Source organism: Vibrio sp. 99-70-13A1, from assembly GCF_013114625.1.
In the GTDB taxonomy this organism is placed as follows: domain Bacteria; phylum Pseudomonadota; class Gammaproteobacteria; order Enterobacterales; family Vibrionaceae; genus Vibrio.
This window is the reverse complement of record NZ_VTXD01000007.1, coordinates 75,598-92,275: the sequence shown is the minus strand read 5'-3', so window position 1 is coordinate 92,275 and position 16,678 is coordinate 75,598. Positions and strand designations below refer to the sequence as shown.

Below are 16,678 nucleotides of genomic sequence, written 5' to 3'. Positions count from 1 at the left end.
CTTATGTGGCACATGATACTGTACTTAGCGCATAAAAATAGTAAGTTGATCACCTTTTTTACTTTTGTCTCGTCAATATTCTGTAAAGTTATTTTGGGTCAAAAAACACGGTTCTTTACAGGATAAATTTGTGGTTAGTGGGGCTTTAAGCGTACACTGGAAGTAACAAAGGAGGGCGTGTGTTTCCTATCTTACTTTTACTCTTTATTTTCGTACCTATCATTGAGATTGGTCTATTTATTCAGGTTGGTGGCTTTCTAGGATTGTGGCCAACGATTGCGTTAGTACTAGTGACTGCATTTGTTGGGGCTTCACTGGTTCGCAGCCAAGGTATCCAGACATTAATGTCGGTACAAGGTCGCTTGCAGCAGGGTGAAATGCCTGCTCAGCAGATTCTAGAAGGCGTAATGCTGGCTGTGGCTGGCGTTTTGTTATTGACTCCGGGTTTCATGACGGATGCTTTCGGTATGCTGGTTCTACTTCCTGCGCCAAGAGCAATCATGGCGAAGAAGTTAATGGAAAAAATGGTTGTGAAGAACATGTCTGGCGGCTTTCATGCTGGTGGTTCGGCAGGTTTTGGTCATAGCCCATTTGAGAAAGACCCATTCCACCGTGACCCATTCAATAACTCAAATGATAGCAATACCTTTGAAGGTGAGTTTGAGAAAAAAAATGATGATGATATTAATAAACTGAACAAACCTTAGTGAGTTGATGAAATCCACGTTTTGAGCGTCGCGATTCAGATTAAATAAAAATGCCCTAGCAAATTGCTGGGGCATTTTTGTATTTGGTCTCTAATCTACTGAAGCTTGGTTTACTTCAATGTTGGCTCTTTTGATATTGAAGCCTGAGGTGTTTTGGTTACATGAGTCCAGCTAAACGGTAATGACTCATGTGACTGTAATTTTAAAATGAAAAGCGATTTAAAGTGCGCCTTCAAACCCCATTTGACGCCAAGCTTCAAAAGCGATAATGGCAACGGCATTAGATAAATTTAAGCTGCGTGCGTCTGGCATCATAGGAATACGAATTCGCTGATCCATTGGCATGCTTTCAATAAACTCTGCTGGTAAACCGCGAGTTTCAGGACCAAACATTAAGACATCACCTTGTTGAAATTTAGCATCAACATGATGACCTGTTGTTTTTGTGGTGCAGGCAAAAATTCGGTAGTCGCCTTCACGTTCATTTTCTAAATATTCAATAAACGCTTCTAAATTCTTATGTCGCTTTACTCGGGCTAGGTCATGGTAGTCCAAACCCGCACGGCGGACTTTCTTCTCTTCTAAATCAAAACCTAATGGTTCAATCAAATGTAAGTTCGCACCGCAGTTAGCGCTAAGTCTAATAATGTTGCCAGTATTAGGGGCGATTTCAGGTTCATAAAGTGCAATATCAAACATATAAATTCACTATCAATAGAAGAAAAGAGGCTGAAGTATAAGGCGGCTTCTTGTTTTAATACAAGCCACCTTATTGTTTCACTTTACGTCAGAGTTCATTCTGATGTTCTTCTGACTTGTATCTTTCGCATATCTTTATATTGAAAGCGATTTAGAACATGATGAGATTCATCTAGCCGTTATGACTTGTGGGCACTATGACTTTGGAAATTATGATTTTGGAAATAGAGCAACTTCATAGTTTTCAGCAACCGCATTCCAGTTCACAACGTTCCACCATGCTGCAATGTAATCTGGGCGGCGGTTTTGGTAACTGATGTAGTAAGCGTGTTCCCATACATCGAGAGCTAAAATTGGCTCACCTTGGTTTTCGGCCGCGTCCATTAGTGGGTTGTCTTGGTTCGGGGTAGAGGTAATTTGAAGCTTTTTATCTTTCAAAATCAACCATACGAAGCCAGAGCCGAAGGTATTGATTGCTGCTTGAGTAAAGGCTTCTTGGAATGCTTCAAAACTACCAAATGTAGATTGAATGGCTTCACCCAGCGCGCCTTGTGGTTCGCCTCCCCCTTCTGGTGACATGCAGTACCAATACAGAACATGATTATAGTAACCACCGCCATTATTGCGGATCGCTGGCGCGTGCGTTGAGATTTTAGCGAAGATGTCTCTCAGGGTTGCGGTTTCAAGATCACTACCGTTGATCGCAGCCATAAACTTGTCGTAATAAGTTCTATGGTGCTTTCCGTAATGGACTTCCATTGTTTTCGCATCAATGTAAGGTTCTAAAGAGTTGTATGCGTAGGGTAGCTCAGGGAAAGTATGTGACATGGTAAATCCTCCGTAATTAGAGGATTTACCATAATGATAATAAATATCATTATCAACTGTGATTTTGTAAGGTTATAGCGCGTGTCAGAATAAGCCGCCTATTTTTAAAACGGCGTATGCTGAGTATTACACTATTTGATGGGTAAAAGAGGTAGGGTAACTTCGACCTGAAGCCCTCCTAGTTGGCTTCGGCTACCAGTAATAGTACCGCTGTGTTGGCGAATTGCACTTTCTGTAATAGCGAGTCCTAAACCTGCTCCTCCTGAATGCCGATCTCTAGCGGTAGAAACTCGGTAAAATGGGCGGAAAATGGCTTCTAATTCATCGTCTGGAACGCCTTCGCCATTATCGCAAACCTGAATGGTGAGTATGTCGCTTTCTACGAATAGCTGGACATCAACCTGGTCTTTTCCATAGTAAATGGCATTGCGAGTAATGTTTTCTACTGCGCTCATTAGTAGTTTGGGGTTACCAGAAATCTTCCTATCCGGAATGTCTGAGAAAGTCAGTTGTTTGTCCATTTGCTCCGCTTCAAATTGGGCATCTTTCAATATTTCTTCCCATAAGCTGGATAAGGGCTGCACTTCGCGGTTTAAATGGCTGTCTACTTGCATTCTAGATAGGGTGAGTAGTTCACCAATCATTTGCTCTAAACGCTGAGATTCCGTTTCTACTCGACCATGCTCTGAGCTTTCCCCTTGTTTACGTGTAGCTAGAGCATTTGCCATTCGCAGGCGAGTTAATGGCGAGCGCAGCTCATGGGAAATATCAGATAACAAGCGCTGCTGCCCTGAAATCATCTGATTTACTGCTTCCACCATTTGGTTAAAGCTTGCTCCTGCTTGCCTGAATTCTGACGTCCCTTTTTCAAGCTCTGGGTCTACGATGAACTCTCCTTGAGCGACTCGTTTTGCAGCTTGCTCTAGTTTTCGTGCAGGTTGGCTGAGCGCCCATGCTAACCAAAGTAGTAAGGGGGTACTTACAAACATGACCGCAAGTAAAAGCTGTAATGGTTTATCGAATAAACGGAGGATAAATGGTGGGGTTTGGTCCCATTTAACGCCAACGTACATAAAAAGATCTTGGTTGGCTAAATGAACCGGCAGTGGACCTGCTACCATGTAATGTCCATACAATCTCTGCTTGGGTTGTGTTGGTGCATCGATGGTTGTCACAAAATTTTTAATGGCTTTAAGTTTAAAGTCTGGGTGCCTTTTTGTGGTTAACACGTTGCCATCTAAGTCAGTTAAAAATTTGCGAGCGCTTTTATCCCTCTTACTTCGGGGCTCTTCTAGTTTGAATAAAATCTTACCTAAATTGTTTTCTTTGGCAAAGCGTTTTTCCGTATTGTCTTTTATCTTTAGAATTCGTTGGTAATGATCGGCTGGAATGTCGCGTGCTTTCCTTGGATCTAAATGCGGTAGGGATAAGACAGCCAAAAGCACCAGTAACATGGTGAACCAAAAGATAGCAAAGATACGGCCATATAAGCTGGTGATTTTTGGTAAGCGCATTAATCTTCCTCAATCAATAAGTAGCCACGACCTCGTAGGGTTTTAATACGTGGTTTACCGTCGCTACGTTCAGGTAGTTTTTTTCGTAAATTGGAAATGTGCATATCAATGGCACGGTCAAAAGCGGCTAATCGTTTACCCAGCACATCCAAACTTAAAGATTCTTTAGTGATAATTTTCCCTGGGTTTTTAATTAAATGACTCAATAAAGCGAATTCAGTGCTCGTTAAATCAAGAAGGTCACCTTTGTAGTAGGCTTCTTGTTTGCCCGGATAAATCTTAATCCCGTTATATTCGATACCATCGTTAGCAGGCTTTGGAGCCACGGCTTCCGTTTGGGTGCGTCTTAAGATTGCTCTAATACGAGCGAGTAACTCTCGGTCACTAAAAGGCTTGGGTAAGTAGTCATCAGCCCCAAGCTCTAATCCAATTACACGATCAATTTCTTCACCTTTTGCGGTGAGCATGAGCACAGGTGTCTGCCTTGTTTCTCTCAGTTTCTTTAAGGTTTCCATACCATTAAGCTTTGGCATCATGACATCTAATAAAATAAGGTCGATGTCATCTGTCACGGCTTCTAATCCTGCGTATCCGTCATTGGCTTCTGATACAGAAAAGCCTTCGAAGCTCAGAATATCTTTCAGTAAGCTGGTTAGCTCAGTATCGTCATCAATGAGAAGAATGTTTGCCATGGTAGGAACCTTGTTATTGTTGTGTACGCTTTAATATTACTGCTAATTGGTGGTCTATTTATAGTCTTTACGATTCTTTACGCTTTCTAAACGTTGCTTTACAAGCTAGCCACTATTCTATACTCAAGCGCTGAGAAACAGCCCACAAACAACCGAACCGTGACATCGAATTGAGGCAATGATTATGAAAATGACTAAAAAACTTGTTCTAGCTGCAACTGCACTTCCACTAATGTTAGGCACAGCAAGTGCGTATGCGTTTGGCGGTGGCGATAAAGGCCATCATGAAGGCTTCAAAGGTAAGTGCGGCGGTTTTGATAAAAAAATTATGCGTAAACTAGACCTAACTGACGCACAAAAAGACCAACTGAAAGAAATGCGTGAAGCGGGTCGTGAAGAAATGAAAGGCAAGCGTGCTGATAAAATGGCGAACATGCAACAGCACCACGAAAAAGTTCAATCGCTAGTACTAGCTGATACATTTGATGAAGCAGCAGCAACAGAGCTTGCGACGCAAATGGTAGAGAAGCAAGCTGAGCGTCGTGTTGAAATGCTTAAGAAGCAGCATCAAGTGATGAGCATTTTAACTGATGAGCAAAAAGCTGAATTCCAAGAAATTCAGCAAGAGCGTATGCAAAAATGTTCTGCAAAAATGGAAAAACGCATGAACAAGGAAGACTAAGTCTCCTGCCGTTATTATGGTGTTTTGTAGCACCTCAATGCGTAACTATCTGACTAAATAAGCGACCTTGTGTCGCTTATTGTCGTTTAGGTATTCTCAATTTTAAGATAGAACATCTTTTAACCTGTCATATTCAAGCTTTAGATTGCACGTTATACTTTGTTAACTTAGTCACTATATAGCCAGATTATGAAACAAGAATACGCTCGTTTAGTTACCTTGGCCGCTTGGGCGGCAACCATCATTGCTTCGATTCTACTGATTGTGAAAGTCGCGGCTTGGTGGGTCACTGGCTCTGTTAGTCTGCTGGCTTCCGTGGTTGATTCTCTCCTTGATATTGCGGCTTCTGTCGTCAACTTACTTGTTGTGCGTTATGCATTACAACCTGCAGATAAAGAACATACATTTGGTCATGGTAAGGCGGAGTCTTTGGCGGCTTTAGCTCAAGCCATGTTTATTTCTGGTTCTGCGTGTTTCCTAATTCTAAATGGTGTCGAGCGATTCTTCAGACCCCATGAACTCAACTCTCCTGAAATTGGTATATATGTTAGCTTATTTGCGATGTTGATGACTTTTGGGTTGGTACGTTTCCAAAAACATGTGGTTCGCCAAACGGGCAGCCAAGCGATTGCAGCGGATTCTTTACATTATCAATCTGACCTTTATATGAATGCCGCAATTATGTTGGCGCTAGCGTTGAGCTGGTTTGGCTTTGGGCAAGCCGATCCTGTTTTCGCTGTCGCAATCGGTCTTTACATTCTTTATAGCGCCTACCAAATGGCAATGGAAGCCATTCAATCTCTTCTTGATAGAAAGTTGCCTGATGATGAACTTCAGAAAATCAAAGATGCTTCGTTAAGCGTGGAAGGAGTGCTCGGTGTTCACCAGTTACGAACTCGTCGTTCAGGTCCTATTCGATTTATTCAACTGCATTTAGAGCTAGAAGACCAAATTCCACTTATTGAAGCGCACCGTATTTCTGATGAAGTAGAAGCAAAACTTATTTCAGTTTTCCCATCTGCTGATGTATTAATTCATCAAGACCCGTACTCCGTTGTTTTTGGTCCTGAAAAAGAACAAAAGTTCCAAGATTGGTCTTAATTGAGTGAAATGGTAAGTGATTGGATTTTGGACTACAGTGAGTAAAACCAAAGCGTCAGTGGTTGGTTTTCTCTACTGAGTAGTGAGCGTCTTAATAACAATTGTTGTTGATTCTGATATGAATCAACAAAGTATTTGAGTAAAACTGTAATACTCTTACATAAGTAGAAAAGTTACATAATTTAGTGCGATTAAAGTGGTATTCCTGTTGAAGAAATGTAACATAGCGCACAATTATAGAGTTTAAATATTGTTGATATAACATCAGCAACAATAAGAATTGAATAATAAATTCCCAAAAATCGAGGGTGAGCATGATTAAGAAGATCGGTGTTTTGACCAGTGGTGGTGACGCTCCAGGCATGAACGCAGCAGTACGCGGCGTAGTTCGTACCGCACTATCAGTTGGCATTGAAGTTTACGGCATTTACGATGGCTACCAAGGCCTTGTTGAAGACCGTATTGAAAAGCTTGACCGTTCAAGCGTATCTGACGTCATCAACCGTGGTGGTACTTTTTTAGGTTCTGCACGTTTCCCTGAATTCAAAGATGTTAAAGTTCGCGAGAAAGGCATCGAGAATCTTAAGAAGCACGGTATCGAAGCACTTGTTGTTATCGGTGGCGACGGTTCTTACATGGGCGCTAAGAAACTGACAGAAATGGGTTACCCATGTATCGGTCTTCCAGGCACTATCGATAACGATATCGCAGGTACTGACTACACAATCGGTTACCTAACTGCGCTTAACACAGTTATTGACTCAATCGACCGTCTACGTGACACGTCTTCTTCTCACCAACGTATTTCTATTGTTGAAATTATGGGCCGTCACTGTGGTGATCTTACGCTTATGTCAGCAATCGCAGGCGGTTGTGAGTACATCATTACTCCTGAAACTGGTCTAGATAAAGAGCAGCTAATCAGCAATATTCAAGATGGAATTGCGAAGGGTAAGAAGCACGCAATCATCGCTCTAACTGAGCTAATGATGGATGCGAACGAACTGGCTAAAGAGATCGAATCTTCAACAGGTCGTGAAACTCGTGCAACGGTTCTTGGTCACATCCAACGTGGTGGTCGTCCTACTGCATTTGACCGTGTACTGGCTTCTCGCATGGGTAACTACGCTGTTCACCTTCTTCAAGAAGGTCACGGAGGTCGTTGTGTTGGTATCGAGAAAGAAGAGCTTGTTCACCACGACATCATCGACTGTATCGAGAACATGCAGAACCCAGACCGTTCTGAGTTGTTCCGCGTTGCAGAAGAGTTGTTCTAAGCCACGCTTAGCGTTCGCTTAAAGAATTTAAAAACCGCTGATCTATCAGCGGTTTTTTTGTGCCTGTCGTTTGAGTTTGAAGCTTGAATCCTAAGCGACAGGCAATAAAAAAGGCCAACCTAAGTTGACCTTCCATCTAATCTAAACGGTGTAGTTTAAATTAAGCTTTTGCTTCAGCTGCTGCTTTAGCGATAGCTGCAAAGCTTTTCGCGTCAAGCGCTGCACCGCCAACTAGAGCACCATCGATGTCTGGTTGTGCGAAGTAAGCTGCAGCGTTTTCAGGCTTAACAGAACCGCCGTATTGGATAACAACGTTCTTAGCAACTTCTTCAGATTTCTCTGCGATGTGAGCACGGATTTGAGCGTGGATGCGTTGTGCATCGTCAGCTGTAGCTGCTTTACCAGTACCGATAGCCCAGATTGGTTCGTAAGCGATGATAGCGCCTTCAAGAGCTTCAACACCTTGAGTGTTGATAACAGCGTCAAGTTGACGAGCACATACAGCAACAGTTTCGCCAGCTTCGTTTTGTGCTTCAGATTCACCGATACAAAGAACTGGAGTTAGACCGTTCTCTTTTAGGAATGCGAATTTCTTAGCAACAAATTCGTCAGACTCAGCGTGGTATTCACGACGCTCAGAGTGACCGATGATGATGTGAGATGCACCAAACTCTTTAAGCATTGCTGGAGACATGTCGCCAGTGAATGCACCGCTGTTGTTTAGATCAGAGTTTTGAGCACCTAGGATGATAGCGCTGCCTGCTTCAGTAAGCGTACGCTCAGCAAGATCAACGAAAAGTGCAGGAGGAGCAACTGCTACGTCTACGCCTGTAACGCCTTCAAGTTCAGCGTTAAGACCGTTTAGTAGATCAACAACCATTTCTTTGCTGCCGTTTAGTTTCCAGTTACCCATAACTACAGGATGACGCATAGGAATATCTCCAAAAGTATTTAAATAAATCGAATGTAAAAAAGTAAACTTTATTACGAAATAATATAACAGATTAATATCAACAGATCATGACTGTGGTCATTACTTTCTTGGATCTTACTCAATGGTCAGAGTAGATTTTGAGCATATATCAGTGATCCGGCAGACAGAATAATAGCTAACTTCTCGGATTTTTCATCGTTAGTTGGTATTAAAGGACAAACGATTGCGTTAACAATAGGAAGTAACAATGCCGAATCTAGTTCTTGAGTACTCAAATTCAGTGGATGAGCGAGTTAATATTCAAGGTTTGTTAGAAGATCTTCATCAAGTGGCGCTTGTATGTGGGTTATTTGATGCGGCTTCTGTGAAGTCTCGCTCACTACGTTGTCATAACTGGCTGGTGGGTGAGGAAGGCGATAATGTCGATTTTATCCATATTAGTTTTGAATTATTATCAGGACGTACAGAAGAGCAAAAGCGAGATTTATCTCGCCAATTAATGCAAACTTTACAGGAGCAAGCCAGCCATGTTCGTAGCCTTACTGTGAATATCCGAGACATGGATAAGACTTGCTTTCAAAAAGTGATTAACTAGCAGTCATGATTAACTTGTTGTAATAATTAATTAGTTAAAATAGTTAGCTGATCTAACCAATTTTTATTTTTGCTATCAAAGCTGTGATGGCTAATTTTTTGAGTATTTAAGATGTCGATGAAAGAACTGTTGTTTTCTTTCAAGGGTAGAATCGGCCGTAAGGCTTTCTGGACTTGGAATGTTATTTATTATGTTTTAATTGCGGGTTTTGCGACCGGAATTTCGGTGTTATTCCCCGCGTATGCTTATATCTTGCTACCTGTATTCTTATTGTTCCTGCTTGTACCAGATTTAGCGATTACCTCAAAGAGATGGCACGATAGAGGGAAATCTAACCTTTGGTTGCTGCTTAATATTCCTTTGGTGTTAGGGCGTTTAGCAACACCTGCAGCAACGCAGAGCGCCGACGGTGCATCACCACTGCAAATGGTAGCGACTACCGCTGCTTTAGCTTGCGGGCTATGGATTCTGGTTGAATGTGGCTTCATGAAAGGTACTGATGGAGAAAACCAATACGGACCTGAGCCTAAATAGTTGCATGCTAAATAAGTGCATGTAGATTAAAAGCGAATAAAGTACATGTTCAAAAAAGGAGACTGAAAGGTCTCCTTTTTTATTGGAATTTAGTCAGCGTCATGAGATGTTTTCTTATTATAGGGCAGGGGCTTAAAAGGAATAATCACAGCTTGTGGGGAGTCAATGTGCACTTCACCTTCCAACATGTCTTGGAATTTACCCATCTGGCAGCAAAGCTCTTGCATTAACACAACATTGGTATGGTCGGGGTTTTTACAGCGGCTGACGACAAGATCGATATGTGACTGCTGTGCTCTTAGTCTACCTTGCATGGCTTCAGATGCTGAGCAGATCATGTCTTCACACATCTCGTGTTTAAATTGATTAAAAGCGTCGGGATCTTTTTGTGCAAGGTCGACAAGTTCATCAAATGATGGGAGAGGTTGTTCTAACTGTGGGTATCCCATAGGTACTTCCTTTGTACTGTAATAACAATTTCATCAGTACAGTAAGCATAAGAAAGATTACGGGAGATATTTTATCTGTTTAACCTTTTCTCAAAAATGAGAACAGACTAAAGCACAGGCGTTAAGGTGTAAGTGCAGCGGCGCTTACCTTCAATAATGTGTTCTGAGCGAGTGACTTCACATTCACCACTCAATAACTCTTTGAATATATTCAATTCTGATTGGCATAGGCTAGGGCAACGCATGGCTGCTTTACAAATTGGGCAGTGATTTTCAATCAAAATGTAGTGATCAGCTTTATCGATAAGCTCTGCCATATAACCTTCGTTTTCTCGTAAATCAGCAAGTGTTTGCAATTTACTTGGCAGATCTGAGCAATGAGATAGAATTTCTTGGTATTGCTTAAAAGTGTGAGCTTCACGTTCAGCGGTGACTTTTTCTAGTCCTTCTTTGCCAAATAAGTGTTCAACAGCATCAATAAATTGAATGGTTAATTCACCGTGACGATCTGAAAATTGCCCATGACCTTTCTGAGTGAGTGACCAGTGGCGTGTCGGACGTCCAACTTTTACTTTTACATCATGAAAAGCGAGAATGCCGTCATCTTCCAAACTTTGTAGGTGTTGTCTCGCACCCATAGTCGTCATGCCAAACTTTTCAGAAAGTTGTTTAGCAGTAACAGCACCTTGGCGTTTGATAGTTTGTAAGATCTTGTCGCTCGTTTTCATGTTATTCCTACCTTATGAACCCTACTATTATGGGGCAAGGTGTTTATAAAGAAAACCTCTTACTATCTCTTGCGGTTTTTTATGTCATCTAATTGAAGAACTTGCGGGGAAGCCCGAAGCGATTTTAGAGATGTAGAGATAATAAAAAGACCGATACCTAAGTACCAGCCTTCTTTTATCTTACTAACCCAGGTAATAACTACTACCCGTATTCAATATGGTGCTTACCTTTAAAGGATATGACCAATTACTTCTGGGTCTTTACGCTCTAGGTAATGGATTGACTTGATGCGACGGATTGTGCGGCAGCGACCACGAATAAGCAGTGTTTCTGTGGTTGCGATGTTGCCTGTACGAGTAATGCCTTCTAGAAGGTCACCCTTAGTAATACCTGTTGCTGAGAACACAACGTTGTCGCTGCGAGCCATATCTTCCATTTTTAGAACGATACCAGCGGTTACACCCATTTCAACACAACGCTCTAGTTCAAGTTCGCCGTGTTTACGGTTCTCTTCAGTATCGCCTTTTACTTCATGACGAGGAAGAAGGCGGGCATGCATGTCGCCGTCGAGTGCGCGAATAACAGCAGCAGAAACGACACCCTCAGGAGCGCCACCAATGCAGTACATTACGTCTACTTCACTGTCAGGCATACATGTTAAAATTGAAGCGGCAACATCACCATCAGGCACAGCAAACACGCGAATGCCCATTGATTGCATTTGTGCAATCACTTCATCATGGCGAGGTTTTGCTAACGTGGTGACAACTAAAGTATCAAGAGTCTTGCCTAATGCTTTTGCGATGTTCTTTAGGTTTTCTTCCAGTGGAATTTCAAGGTCGATAGCGCCTTTAGCTCCAGGACCTACCACTAGCTTTTCCATATACATGTCGGGCGCTTTTAAAAAGCTACCTTTTTCACCAGCTGCAAGTACAGCCAAGGCATTAGATTGCCCCATCGCCGTCATGCGAGTTCCTTCAATTGGGTCTACTGCGATATCAACCGCATCACCACCAATACCCACTTCTTCACCAATGTAGAGCATTGGAGCATCATCGATCTCGCCTTCACCGATAACAATTTCACCGATGATTTCTGTTTTATTAAGTAAGCTACGCATTACTTCTACAGCAGCGCCATCGGCAGCGTTTTTATCGCCACGACCAAGCCACTTATAACCGGCTAGTGCGGCACCTTCTGTGACACGAGAGAATGACATTGCTAAATCGCGTTTCATGCTGACTCCAAAACTTTCAAAGGGGGGAATAGAAATTTGCGGCGAATTTTATCATACCTCAAAGAGAACGTTTGCTTTTTTACTTTTGATGGTTTGCCTTTGATCAATATGAGGCTCGAAATTTTAAATATTCAATAAAATGATGAGTTACCGCAGTGGCTTGCTATTGCTCACGTCAATATTCGGTGAATTACGATTGTTTTTTAGCCGAATAGTGCAAAATATCGAATATAGAGAGTGTTTATCGGGGCACTGCTGAGTAGAATGGGCGATAAGTGGAGTGAACCTTCAACTCGAATAGATAATTTAAAGGTAGGCCGACATGTCTTTTGATGTATTAGAAAAACTAGAAGCAAAAATTCAAACTGCAGTAGATACAATCGCACTTCTTCAAATGGAAGTTGAAGAGCTTAAAGAAGAGAAAGAGCAGCTAACATCTGAAGCTAACGAGCTTAAAGTAAGCCGTGAAGCATTAGAGCTTAAATCTCAAGAAATGCAGAAAGAGCATGAAGCTTGGCAAGACCGCATCCGTAACCTTTTAGGTAAAATGGATGATGTAGAGTAATTTACTCTCTGAATTAGAAAACGCCCGCTATTTTTATAGCGGGCGTTTTTGTTTGTGTTGGATTCATTTGCTAGAGCCTTAGCTCGTTGGCTTTGAGCTTACTGGATACGAACTCTAGCGAACTGGATCGTATGTTTCGTTATCTGGTGAGTCGTTATCTTGCTCATCGACTTCAAGATCATCATCCATGTCATCGTCATCTAGAACCAAATCGACATCAAGCGGCTCTTGAGACAATATAACGCCAGTGTTGTCGGCATACAGGTGATCTTCAGGAAGGAAAGTCACGCCACCAAAATTAACTGGTACGTCTGTCTCGCCATTGTGCTGTTGAGTTGCACCAACCGGAATAGAGGCTAGGGCTTGGATGCCTAGATTCATATCTTCTAGTTCATCGACTTCACGTACACAGCCGTATACGACAAGACCTTCCCACTCATTTTCTTCAGCTAGTAGAGCAATCTCTGCATCAATTAAAGCTTTACGTAGAGAGCCTCCACCATCAATTAACAACACTCGACCAAGACCATCTTGTTCTAGGACGGAACGAATTAAAGCATTATCTTCAAAACATTTTAACGTGGTGATTTTACCGGAGAACGAGGAACGACCTCCAAAGTTGCTGAACATAGGTTCGAGTACATCAACTTGGTCTAAATAAATATCACACAGCGCAGAAGTGTTGTATTCCATAGTTTACCTTTTGAACAATGAGCTTATCTTGAGTATATCGGTGCATTAACCCTTTGCAATCATTCCCCATAATTAACTGAGCAGAGTTTGAGCTACAACAACTCCTGCAAATAATAGGTTGGTGATTAATGAACACTTCACAATGACCGGCATCATAGGTGCAATTTGGGCTGGTTTTTGCGTATTCCAAACGGCTTTACCGTGTTTATAGACGGCAATAATGCTCAGTAAAAATGGCAAGCTTATCCAAAGAGGCTTTTCTTGGATAACTAAATAAGCAGAGAAGGCAACAATGGCACTGCCTAGTAATAAGAAATGATAGTGTTTAGCCTTTGTTTGACCAAGACGAACCGCCATGGTGCGTTTTCCGCATTCGCTGTCATTTTCAATATCACGCATGTTATTGATATTCAGCACCGCCACCGCCATTAGCCCGCAGCCTAAAGCAGGCAGAAATAAACTCGGCTCAACATTCCCAGTGTGTAAGAAGTAGGTTCCAGATACGCCAAGTAAACCAAAGAATATAAAGACAGATAAGTCACCTAACCCAATGTAGCCATAAGGTTTGTTTCCTACTGTGTAAGCAATAGCCGCGACAATGGCGAGAACGCCTAATGCGATAAACGATAAAATACTTTCCAATGAGCTAAGCGCATGGAAAATTAAAGCCAATCCCGCCACCATGGTAAAAATGATGTTCAAAACGATGGCTTGTTTCATAGTTTTTGCGTTGACCGCGCCAGATTGCATGGCTCTTACTGGACCTAAGCGATTATCGTTGTCAGTACCTTTTACTGCATCGCCATAGTCATTGGCGAGGTTGGATAAGATTTGTAAAAGGGTGGCGGTAAGAAAAGCCAATAAAGCGATCGAAAGCGAGAACTGATCCGAGGAAAATGCCAAGCTACTCCCGGTAAGAATAGAGACAAGTGCCAATGGCAGCGTTTTTGGTCGTGCGGCATCAAGCCAAATCAGTAGAGATTGTTTCATCGTAGATACATTTCTTTGTCAGTTCACCTTCATTAGCGGCGAGCTTTAGTGGTAAGTATATGGTGTCATACAGTGATTTCAGTATACGCTCATTTTTTGGGTATTAAAAAGCCCACTCGGAAGTGGGCTCTTATTCATGTCATTAGCCGTCATTTCTTTGCGATAACGCAAATGTTCGACTTTTTTGTGCTACAGGATGAAGCGACTTAAATCTTCATCTTCAACAAAACCACCTAATTTCGTTTTCACGTATTCAGCATCGATAGTCAGTTTTGTACCTGGCTTGTCTGTTGCTTCGAATGAAATTTCATCCATTAGACGCTCCATAACGGTATGAAGACGACGAGCACCAATGTTCTCTGTTGTCTCATTGACTTGCCATGCCGCATCTGCAATTTGTGTGATGCCATCTTCTGTGAAATCCACATCAACATCTTCTGTTTTCATTAGAGCAATGTACTGTTCAGTCAGAGATGCTTTTGGCTCAGTCAAAATGCGTTTGAAGTCGTTACTTGAAAGTGCTTCTAGTTCGACACGAATCGGTAAACGACCTTGCAGTTCAGGAATAAGGTCAGACGGTTTCGCTACTTGGAATGCACCAGATGTAACAAACAAGATATGGTCTGTTTTCACCATGCCATGTTTTGTTGAAACGGTACTGCCTTCAATTAATGGCAGTAGATCACGTTGAACACCTTCACGAGAAACATCTGGGCCAGAGCTATCGCCACGCTTACAAATTTTGTCGATTTCATCAATGAAGACAATGCCATTGTTTTCAACGTTATAAATCGCGCTTTCTTTCAGCTCTTCTTGATTCACTAATTTCGCAGCTTCTTCTTCGGTCAACGCTTTTAAAGCATCTTTGATTTTCAGCTTACGTTTTTTCTTGGTGTCGCCTGCAAGGTTTTGGAACATGCCTTGTAGCTGGTTTGTCATTTCTTCCATACCAGGAGGAGCCATGATTTCAACGCCCATTTGCGGAGCGGCAACATCAATTTCAATTTCTTTGTCGTCTAATTTACCTTCACGTAATTTCTTGCGGAAGATTTGACGAGTGTTTGATGAGCTTGTGTCTTCTGATTGCTCATTCTGACCCCAAGCGTCACGCGCTGGTGGTAGCAGGGCGTCCAATACACGTTCTTCAGCTTGCTCTTCAGCGCGGAATTGTACTTTTTCCATCGCTTGCTGGTGAGTCATTTTGATTGCAACGTCTGTTAAGTCACGAATGATGGTTTCAACTTCTTTACCAACATAACCAACTTCAGTGAATTTCGTTGCTTCTACTTTAATGAATGGTGCGTTCGCCAGTTTTGCTAAGCGACGCGCAATTTCAGTTTTACCAACACCTGTTGGACCAATCATTAAAATGTTTTTTGGAGAAACTTCAACGCGCAAGCTTTCTTCAAGCTGCATACGACGCCAGCGGTTGCGTAGTGCGATCGCAACTGAACGCTTTGCGTTGTCTTGACCAATGATGTGGCGGTTAAGTTCGTGAACGATTTCACGAGGAGTCATCTCAGACATGGTGTTTCCTTAATTCTTTTAATCACTGTTGAATACAACGTTATTGATGGAAGCGGTCGCTACTCTGGCTTAGGCAGTTCAACAGTGCTTTCAAGCTCTTCAATAGTGTGGTGATGGTTCGTAAATACGCAGATGTCACCAGCAATGGAGAGTGACTTTTCTGCAATCTCACGAGCGTCTAAATCGGTATTTTCAAGCAGAGCGGTTGCTGCTGCTTGTGCAAAGTTACCACCAGAACCAATGGCAATTAAGTCATTTTCAGGCTGCACAACATCACCATTACCAGTGATGATCAATGAAGCGGTTTCGTCCGCTACAGCCAGTAAAGCTTCAAGTTTGCGAAGTGCGCGATCACTGCGCCAGTCTTTAGCAAGCTCAACGGCAGCTTTTGTTAAATGACCTTGGTGCATTTGCAGTTTGCTTTCAAATTTTTCGAATAGCGTGAAAGCATCAGCGGTACCGCCAGCGAAGCCTGCCAGTACTTGGTTGTTGTATAGGCGGCGAACTTTACGGGCATTGCCCTTCATCACTGTATTGCCTAAAGATACTTGTCCATCACCCGCGATGACGACTTTATTATTACGACGTACAGATACAATGGTAGTCACGAGTAGGGCCTCTTGTTTTTTGTCTTTTGGGTATACAGGTTATATGAGGATAAAGAGCCGATAATTCAAGGAATCGAACAACTCAGAAATCAAATAGATGTGTAAATGAACGTAAGAATAAAGTTAGGAGAGATCTTTAAGATAAAATAATCAGTAAAGTGCTGGGGGATAATACTTGATGGTGCTTAGGTGCTTAGGTGCTTAGAAGATAAAAGCCTTCACAAAGAAGGCTTTTAAGGGAGGAATACTTAAGTAAGTTGCGAATTCATAACGCTTTTACTGGAATCCGACAATTGGAATACCACTACTAGTTTCTT

The 16,678-nt window shown here is 42.2% G+C and carries 19 protein-coding genes; 7 read left to right on the top strand and 12 right to left on the bottom strand.

Translation table 11 applies throughout. The annotated features are described in order from the left end of the window. The first annotated feature begins 179 nt into the window (after positions 1–179). Positions 180–707: an FxsA family protein gene (locus F0226_RS07420; RefSeq protein ID WP_171735050.1), complete on the top strand. Its 528-nt coding sequence runs from the start codon at positions 180–182 to the stop codon at positions 705–707. A 219-nt stretch (positions 708–926) separates the two neighbouring features. On the opposite strand, the gene F0226_RS07415 is transcribed toward F0226_RS07420, so the two are convergent. From F0226_RS07415 to F0226_RS07400, 4 genes are all read right to left on the bottom strand, one after another. Next, positions 927–1,406 (bottom strand): tRNA (cytidine(34)-2'-O)-methyltransferase, encoded by a 480-nt coding sequence (locus tag F0226_RS07415; protein WP_171735049.1) that lies wholly within the window; start codon positions 1,404–1,406, stop codon positions 927–929. Positions 1,407–1,616: 210 nt separating this feature from the next. Further along, positions 1,617–2,234: a superoxide dismutase gene (locus F0226_RS07410; protein ID WP_171735048.1), complete on the bottom strand. Its 618-nt coding sequence runs from the start codon at positions 2,232–2,234 to the stop codon at positions 1,617–1,619. A gap of 131 nt (positions 2,235–2,365) precedes the next feature. Beyond that, complete coding sequence (gene cpxA, locus F0226_RS07405; protein ID WP_171735047.1) at positions 2,366–3,748, bottom strand: envelope stress sensor histidine kinase CpxA; 1,383 nt, start codon at positions 3,746–3,748, stop codon at positions 2,366–2,368. Further along, the gene (locus tag F0226_RS07400) at positions 3,748–4,440 is read right to left on the bottom strand and encodes a response regulator (protein ID WP_171735046.1); all 693 of its coding nucleotides are present in this window, start codon (positions 4,438–4,440) and stop codon (positions 3,748–3,750) included. The genes cpxA and F0226_RS07400 overlap by 1 nt, the downstream gene beginning before the upstream one ends. A gap of 184 nt (positions 4,441–4,624) precedes the next feature. Between F0226_RS07400 and F0226_RS07395 the strand changes: the two genes are divergently transcribed. The 3 genes from F0226_RS07395 (at position 4,625) to pfkA (ending at position 7,500) form a co-directional block, all read left to right on the top strand. Beyond that, positions 4,625–5,122: a CpxP family protein gene (locus F0226_RS07395; RefSeq protein ID WP_171735045.1), complete on the top strand. Its 498-nt coding sequence runs from the start codon at positions 4,625–4,627 to the stop codon at positions 5,120–5,122. A gap of 189 nt (positions 5,123–5,311) precedes the next feature. Continuing rightward, positions 5,312–6,223 carry a CDF family cation-efflux transporter FieF gene (gene fieF, locus F0226_RS07390; RefSeq protein ID WP_171735044.1) on the top strand — a complete coding sequence of 304 codons (912 nt, stop codon included), beginning with the start codon at positions 5,312–5,314 and terminating at the stop codon, positions 6,221–6,223. 314 nt (positions 6,224–6,537) lie between these two features. Then, the gene (gene pfkA / locus F0226_RS07385; protein WP_029223212.1) at positions 6,538–7,500 is read left to right on the top strand and encodes a 6-phosphofructokinase; all 963 of its coding nucleotides are present in this window, start codon (positions 6,538–6,540) and stop codon (positions 7,498–7,500) included. Positions 7,501–7,660: 160 nt separating this feature from the next. Here the strand turns inward: pfkA and tpiA are convergent, their stop codons facing one another. Then, complete coding sequence (gene tpiA, locus F0226_RS07380; protein WP_171735043.1) at positions 7,661–8,431, bottom strand: triose-phosphate isomerase; 771 nt, start codon at positions 8,429–8,431, stop codon at positions 7,661–7,663. Positions 8,432–8,681: 250 nt separating this feature from the next. On the opposite strand from tpiA, the gene F0226_RS07375 reads away from it, so the two are divergent. Continuing rightward, positions 8,682–9,029, top strand: coding sequence for a 5-carboxymethyl-2-hydroxymuconate isomerase (locus F0226_RS07375; protein WP_171735042.1), 348 nt, complete (start codon positions 8,682–8,684; stop codon positions 9,027–9,029). Between the two features lie 111 nt (positions 9,030–9,140). After that, positions 9,141–9,563, top strand: a complete 423-nt coding sequence (locus tag F0226_RS07370) for a DUF805 domain-containing protein (protein WP_171735041.1) — start codon at positions 9,141–9,143, stop codon at positions 9,561–9,563. Positions 9,564–9,652: 89 nt separating this feature from the next. Here the strand turns inward: F0226_RS07370 and F0226_RS07365 are convergent, their stop codons facing one another. From F0226_RS07365 to glpX, 3 genes are all read right to left on the bottom strand, one after another. Continuing rightward, positions 9,653–10,012: a DUF3135 domain-containing protein gene (locus F0226_RS07365; RefSeq protein ID WP_171735040.1), complete on the bottom strand. Its 360-nt coding sequence runs from the start codon at positions 10,010–10,012 to the stop codon at positions 9,653–9,655. Between the two features lie 107 nt (positions 10,013–10,119). Continuing rightward, positions 10,120–10,740 (bottom strand): metalloregulator ArsR/SmtB family transcription factor, encoded by a 621-nt coding sequence (locus tag F0226_RS07360; protein ID WP_171735039.1) that lies wholly within the window; start codon positions 10,738–10,740, stop codon positions 10,120–10,122. 230 nt (positions 10,741–10,970) lie between these two features. Further along, a complete protein-coding gene (glpX, locus tag F0226_RS07355; protein ID WP_171735038.1) occupies positions 10,971–11,978 on the bottom strand; it encodes a class II fructose-bisphosphatase in 1,008 nt (335 codons plus the stop codon). 322 nt (positions 11,979–12,300) lie between these two features. Between glpX and zapB the strand changes: the two genes are divergently transcribed. Further along, the gene (zapB, locus tag F0226_RS07350) at positions 12,301–12,543 is read left to right on the top strand and encodes a cell division protein ZapB (protein ID WP_171735037.1); all 243 of its coding nucleotides are present in this window, start codon (positions 12,301–12,303) and stop codon (positions 12,541–12,543) included. Positions 12,544–12,657: 114 nt separating this feature from the next. Here zapB and rraA read toward each other — a convergent pair whose 3' ends face one another. The 4 genes from rraA to hslV form a co-directional block, all read right to left on the bottom strand. Further along, the gene (gene rraA, locus F0226_RS07345) at positions 12,658–13,236 is read right to left on the bottom strand and encodes a ribonuclease E activity regulator RraA (RefSeq protein WP_171735036.1); all 579 of its coding nucleotides are present in this window, start codon (positions 13,234–13,236) and stop codon (positions 12,658–12,660) included. 72 nt (positions 13,237–13,308) lie between these two features. Continuing rightward, the gene (locus tag F0226_RS07340; RefSeq protein WP_171735035.1) at positions 13,309–14,226 is read right to left on the bottom strand and encodes a 1,4-dihydroxy-2-naphthoate polyprenyltransferase; all 918 of its coding nucleotides are present in this window, start codon (positions 14,224–14,226) and stop codon (positions 13,309–13,311) included. Between the two features lie 189 nt (positions 14,227–14,415). Beyond that, positions 14,416–15,753: an HslU--HslV peptidase ATPase subunit gene (gene hslU / locus F0226_RS07335; RefSeq protein WP_171735034.1), complete on the bottom strand. Its 1,338-nt coding sequence runs from the start codon at positions 15,751–15,753 to the stop codon at positions 14,416–14,418. Positions 15,754–15,812: 59 nt separating this feature from the next. After that, positions 15,813–16,361: an ATP-dependent protease subunit HslV gene (gene hslV / locus F0226_RS07330; protein ID WP_171735033.1), complete on the bottom strand. Its 549-nt coding sequence runs from the start codon at positions 16,359–16,361 to the stop codon at positions 15,813–15,815. Positions 16,362–16,678 lie beyond the last annotated feature (317 nt).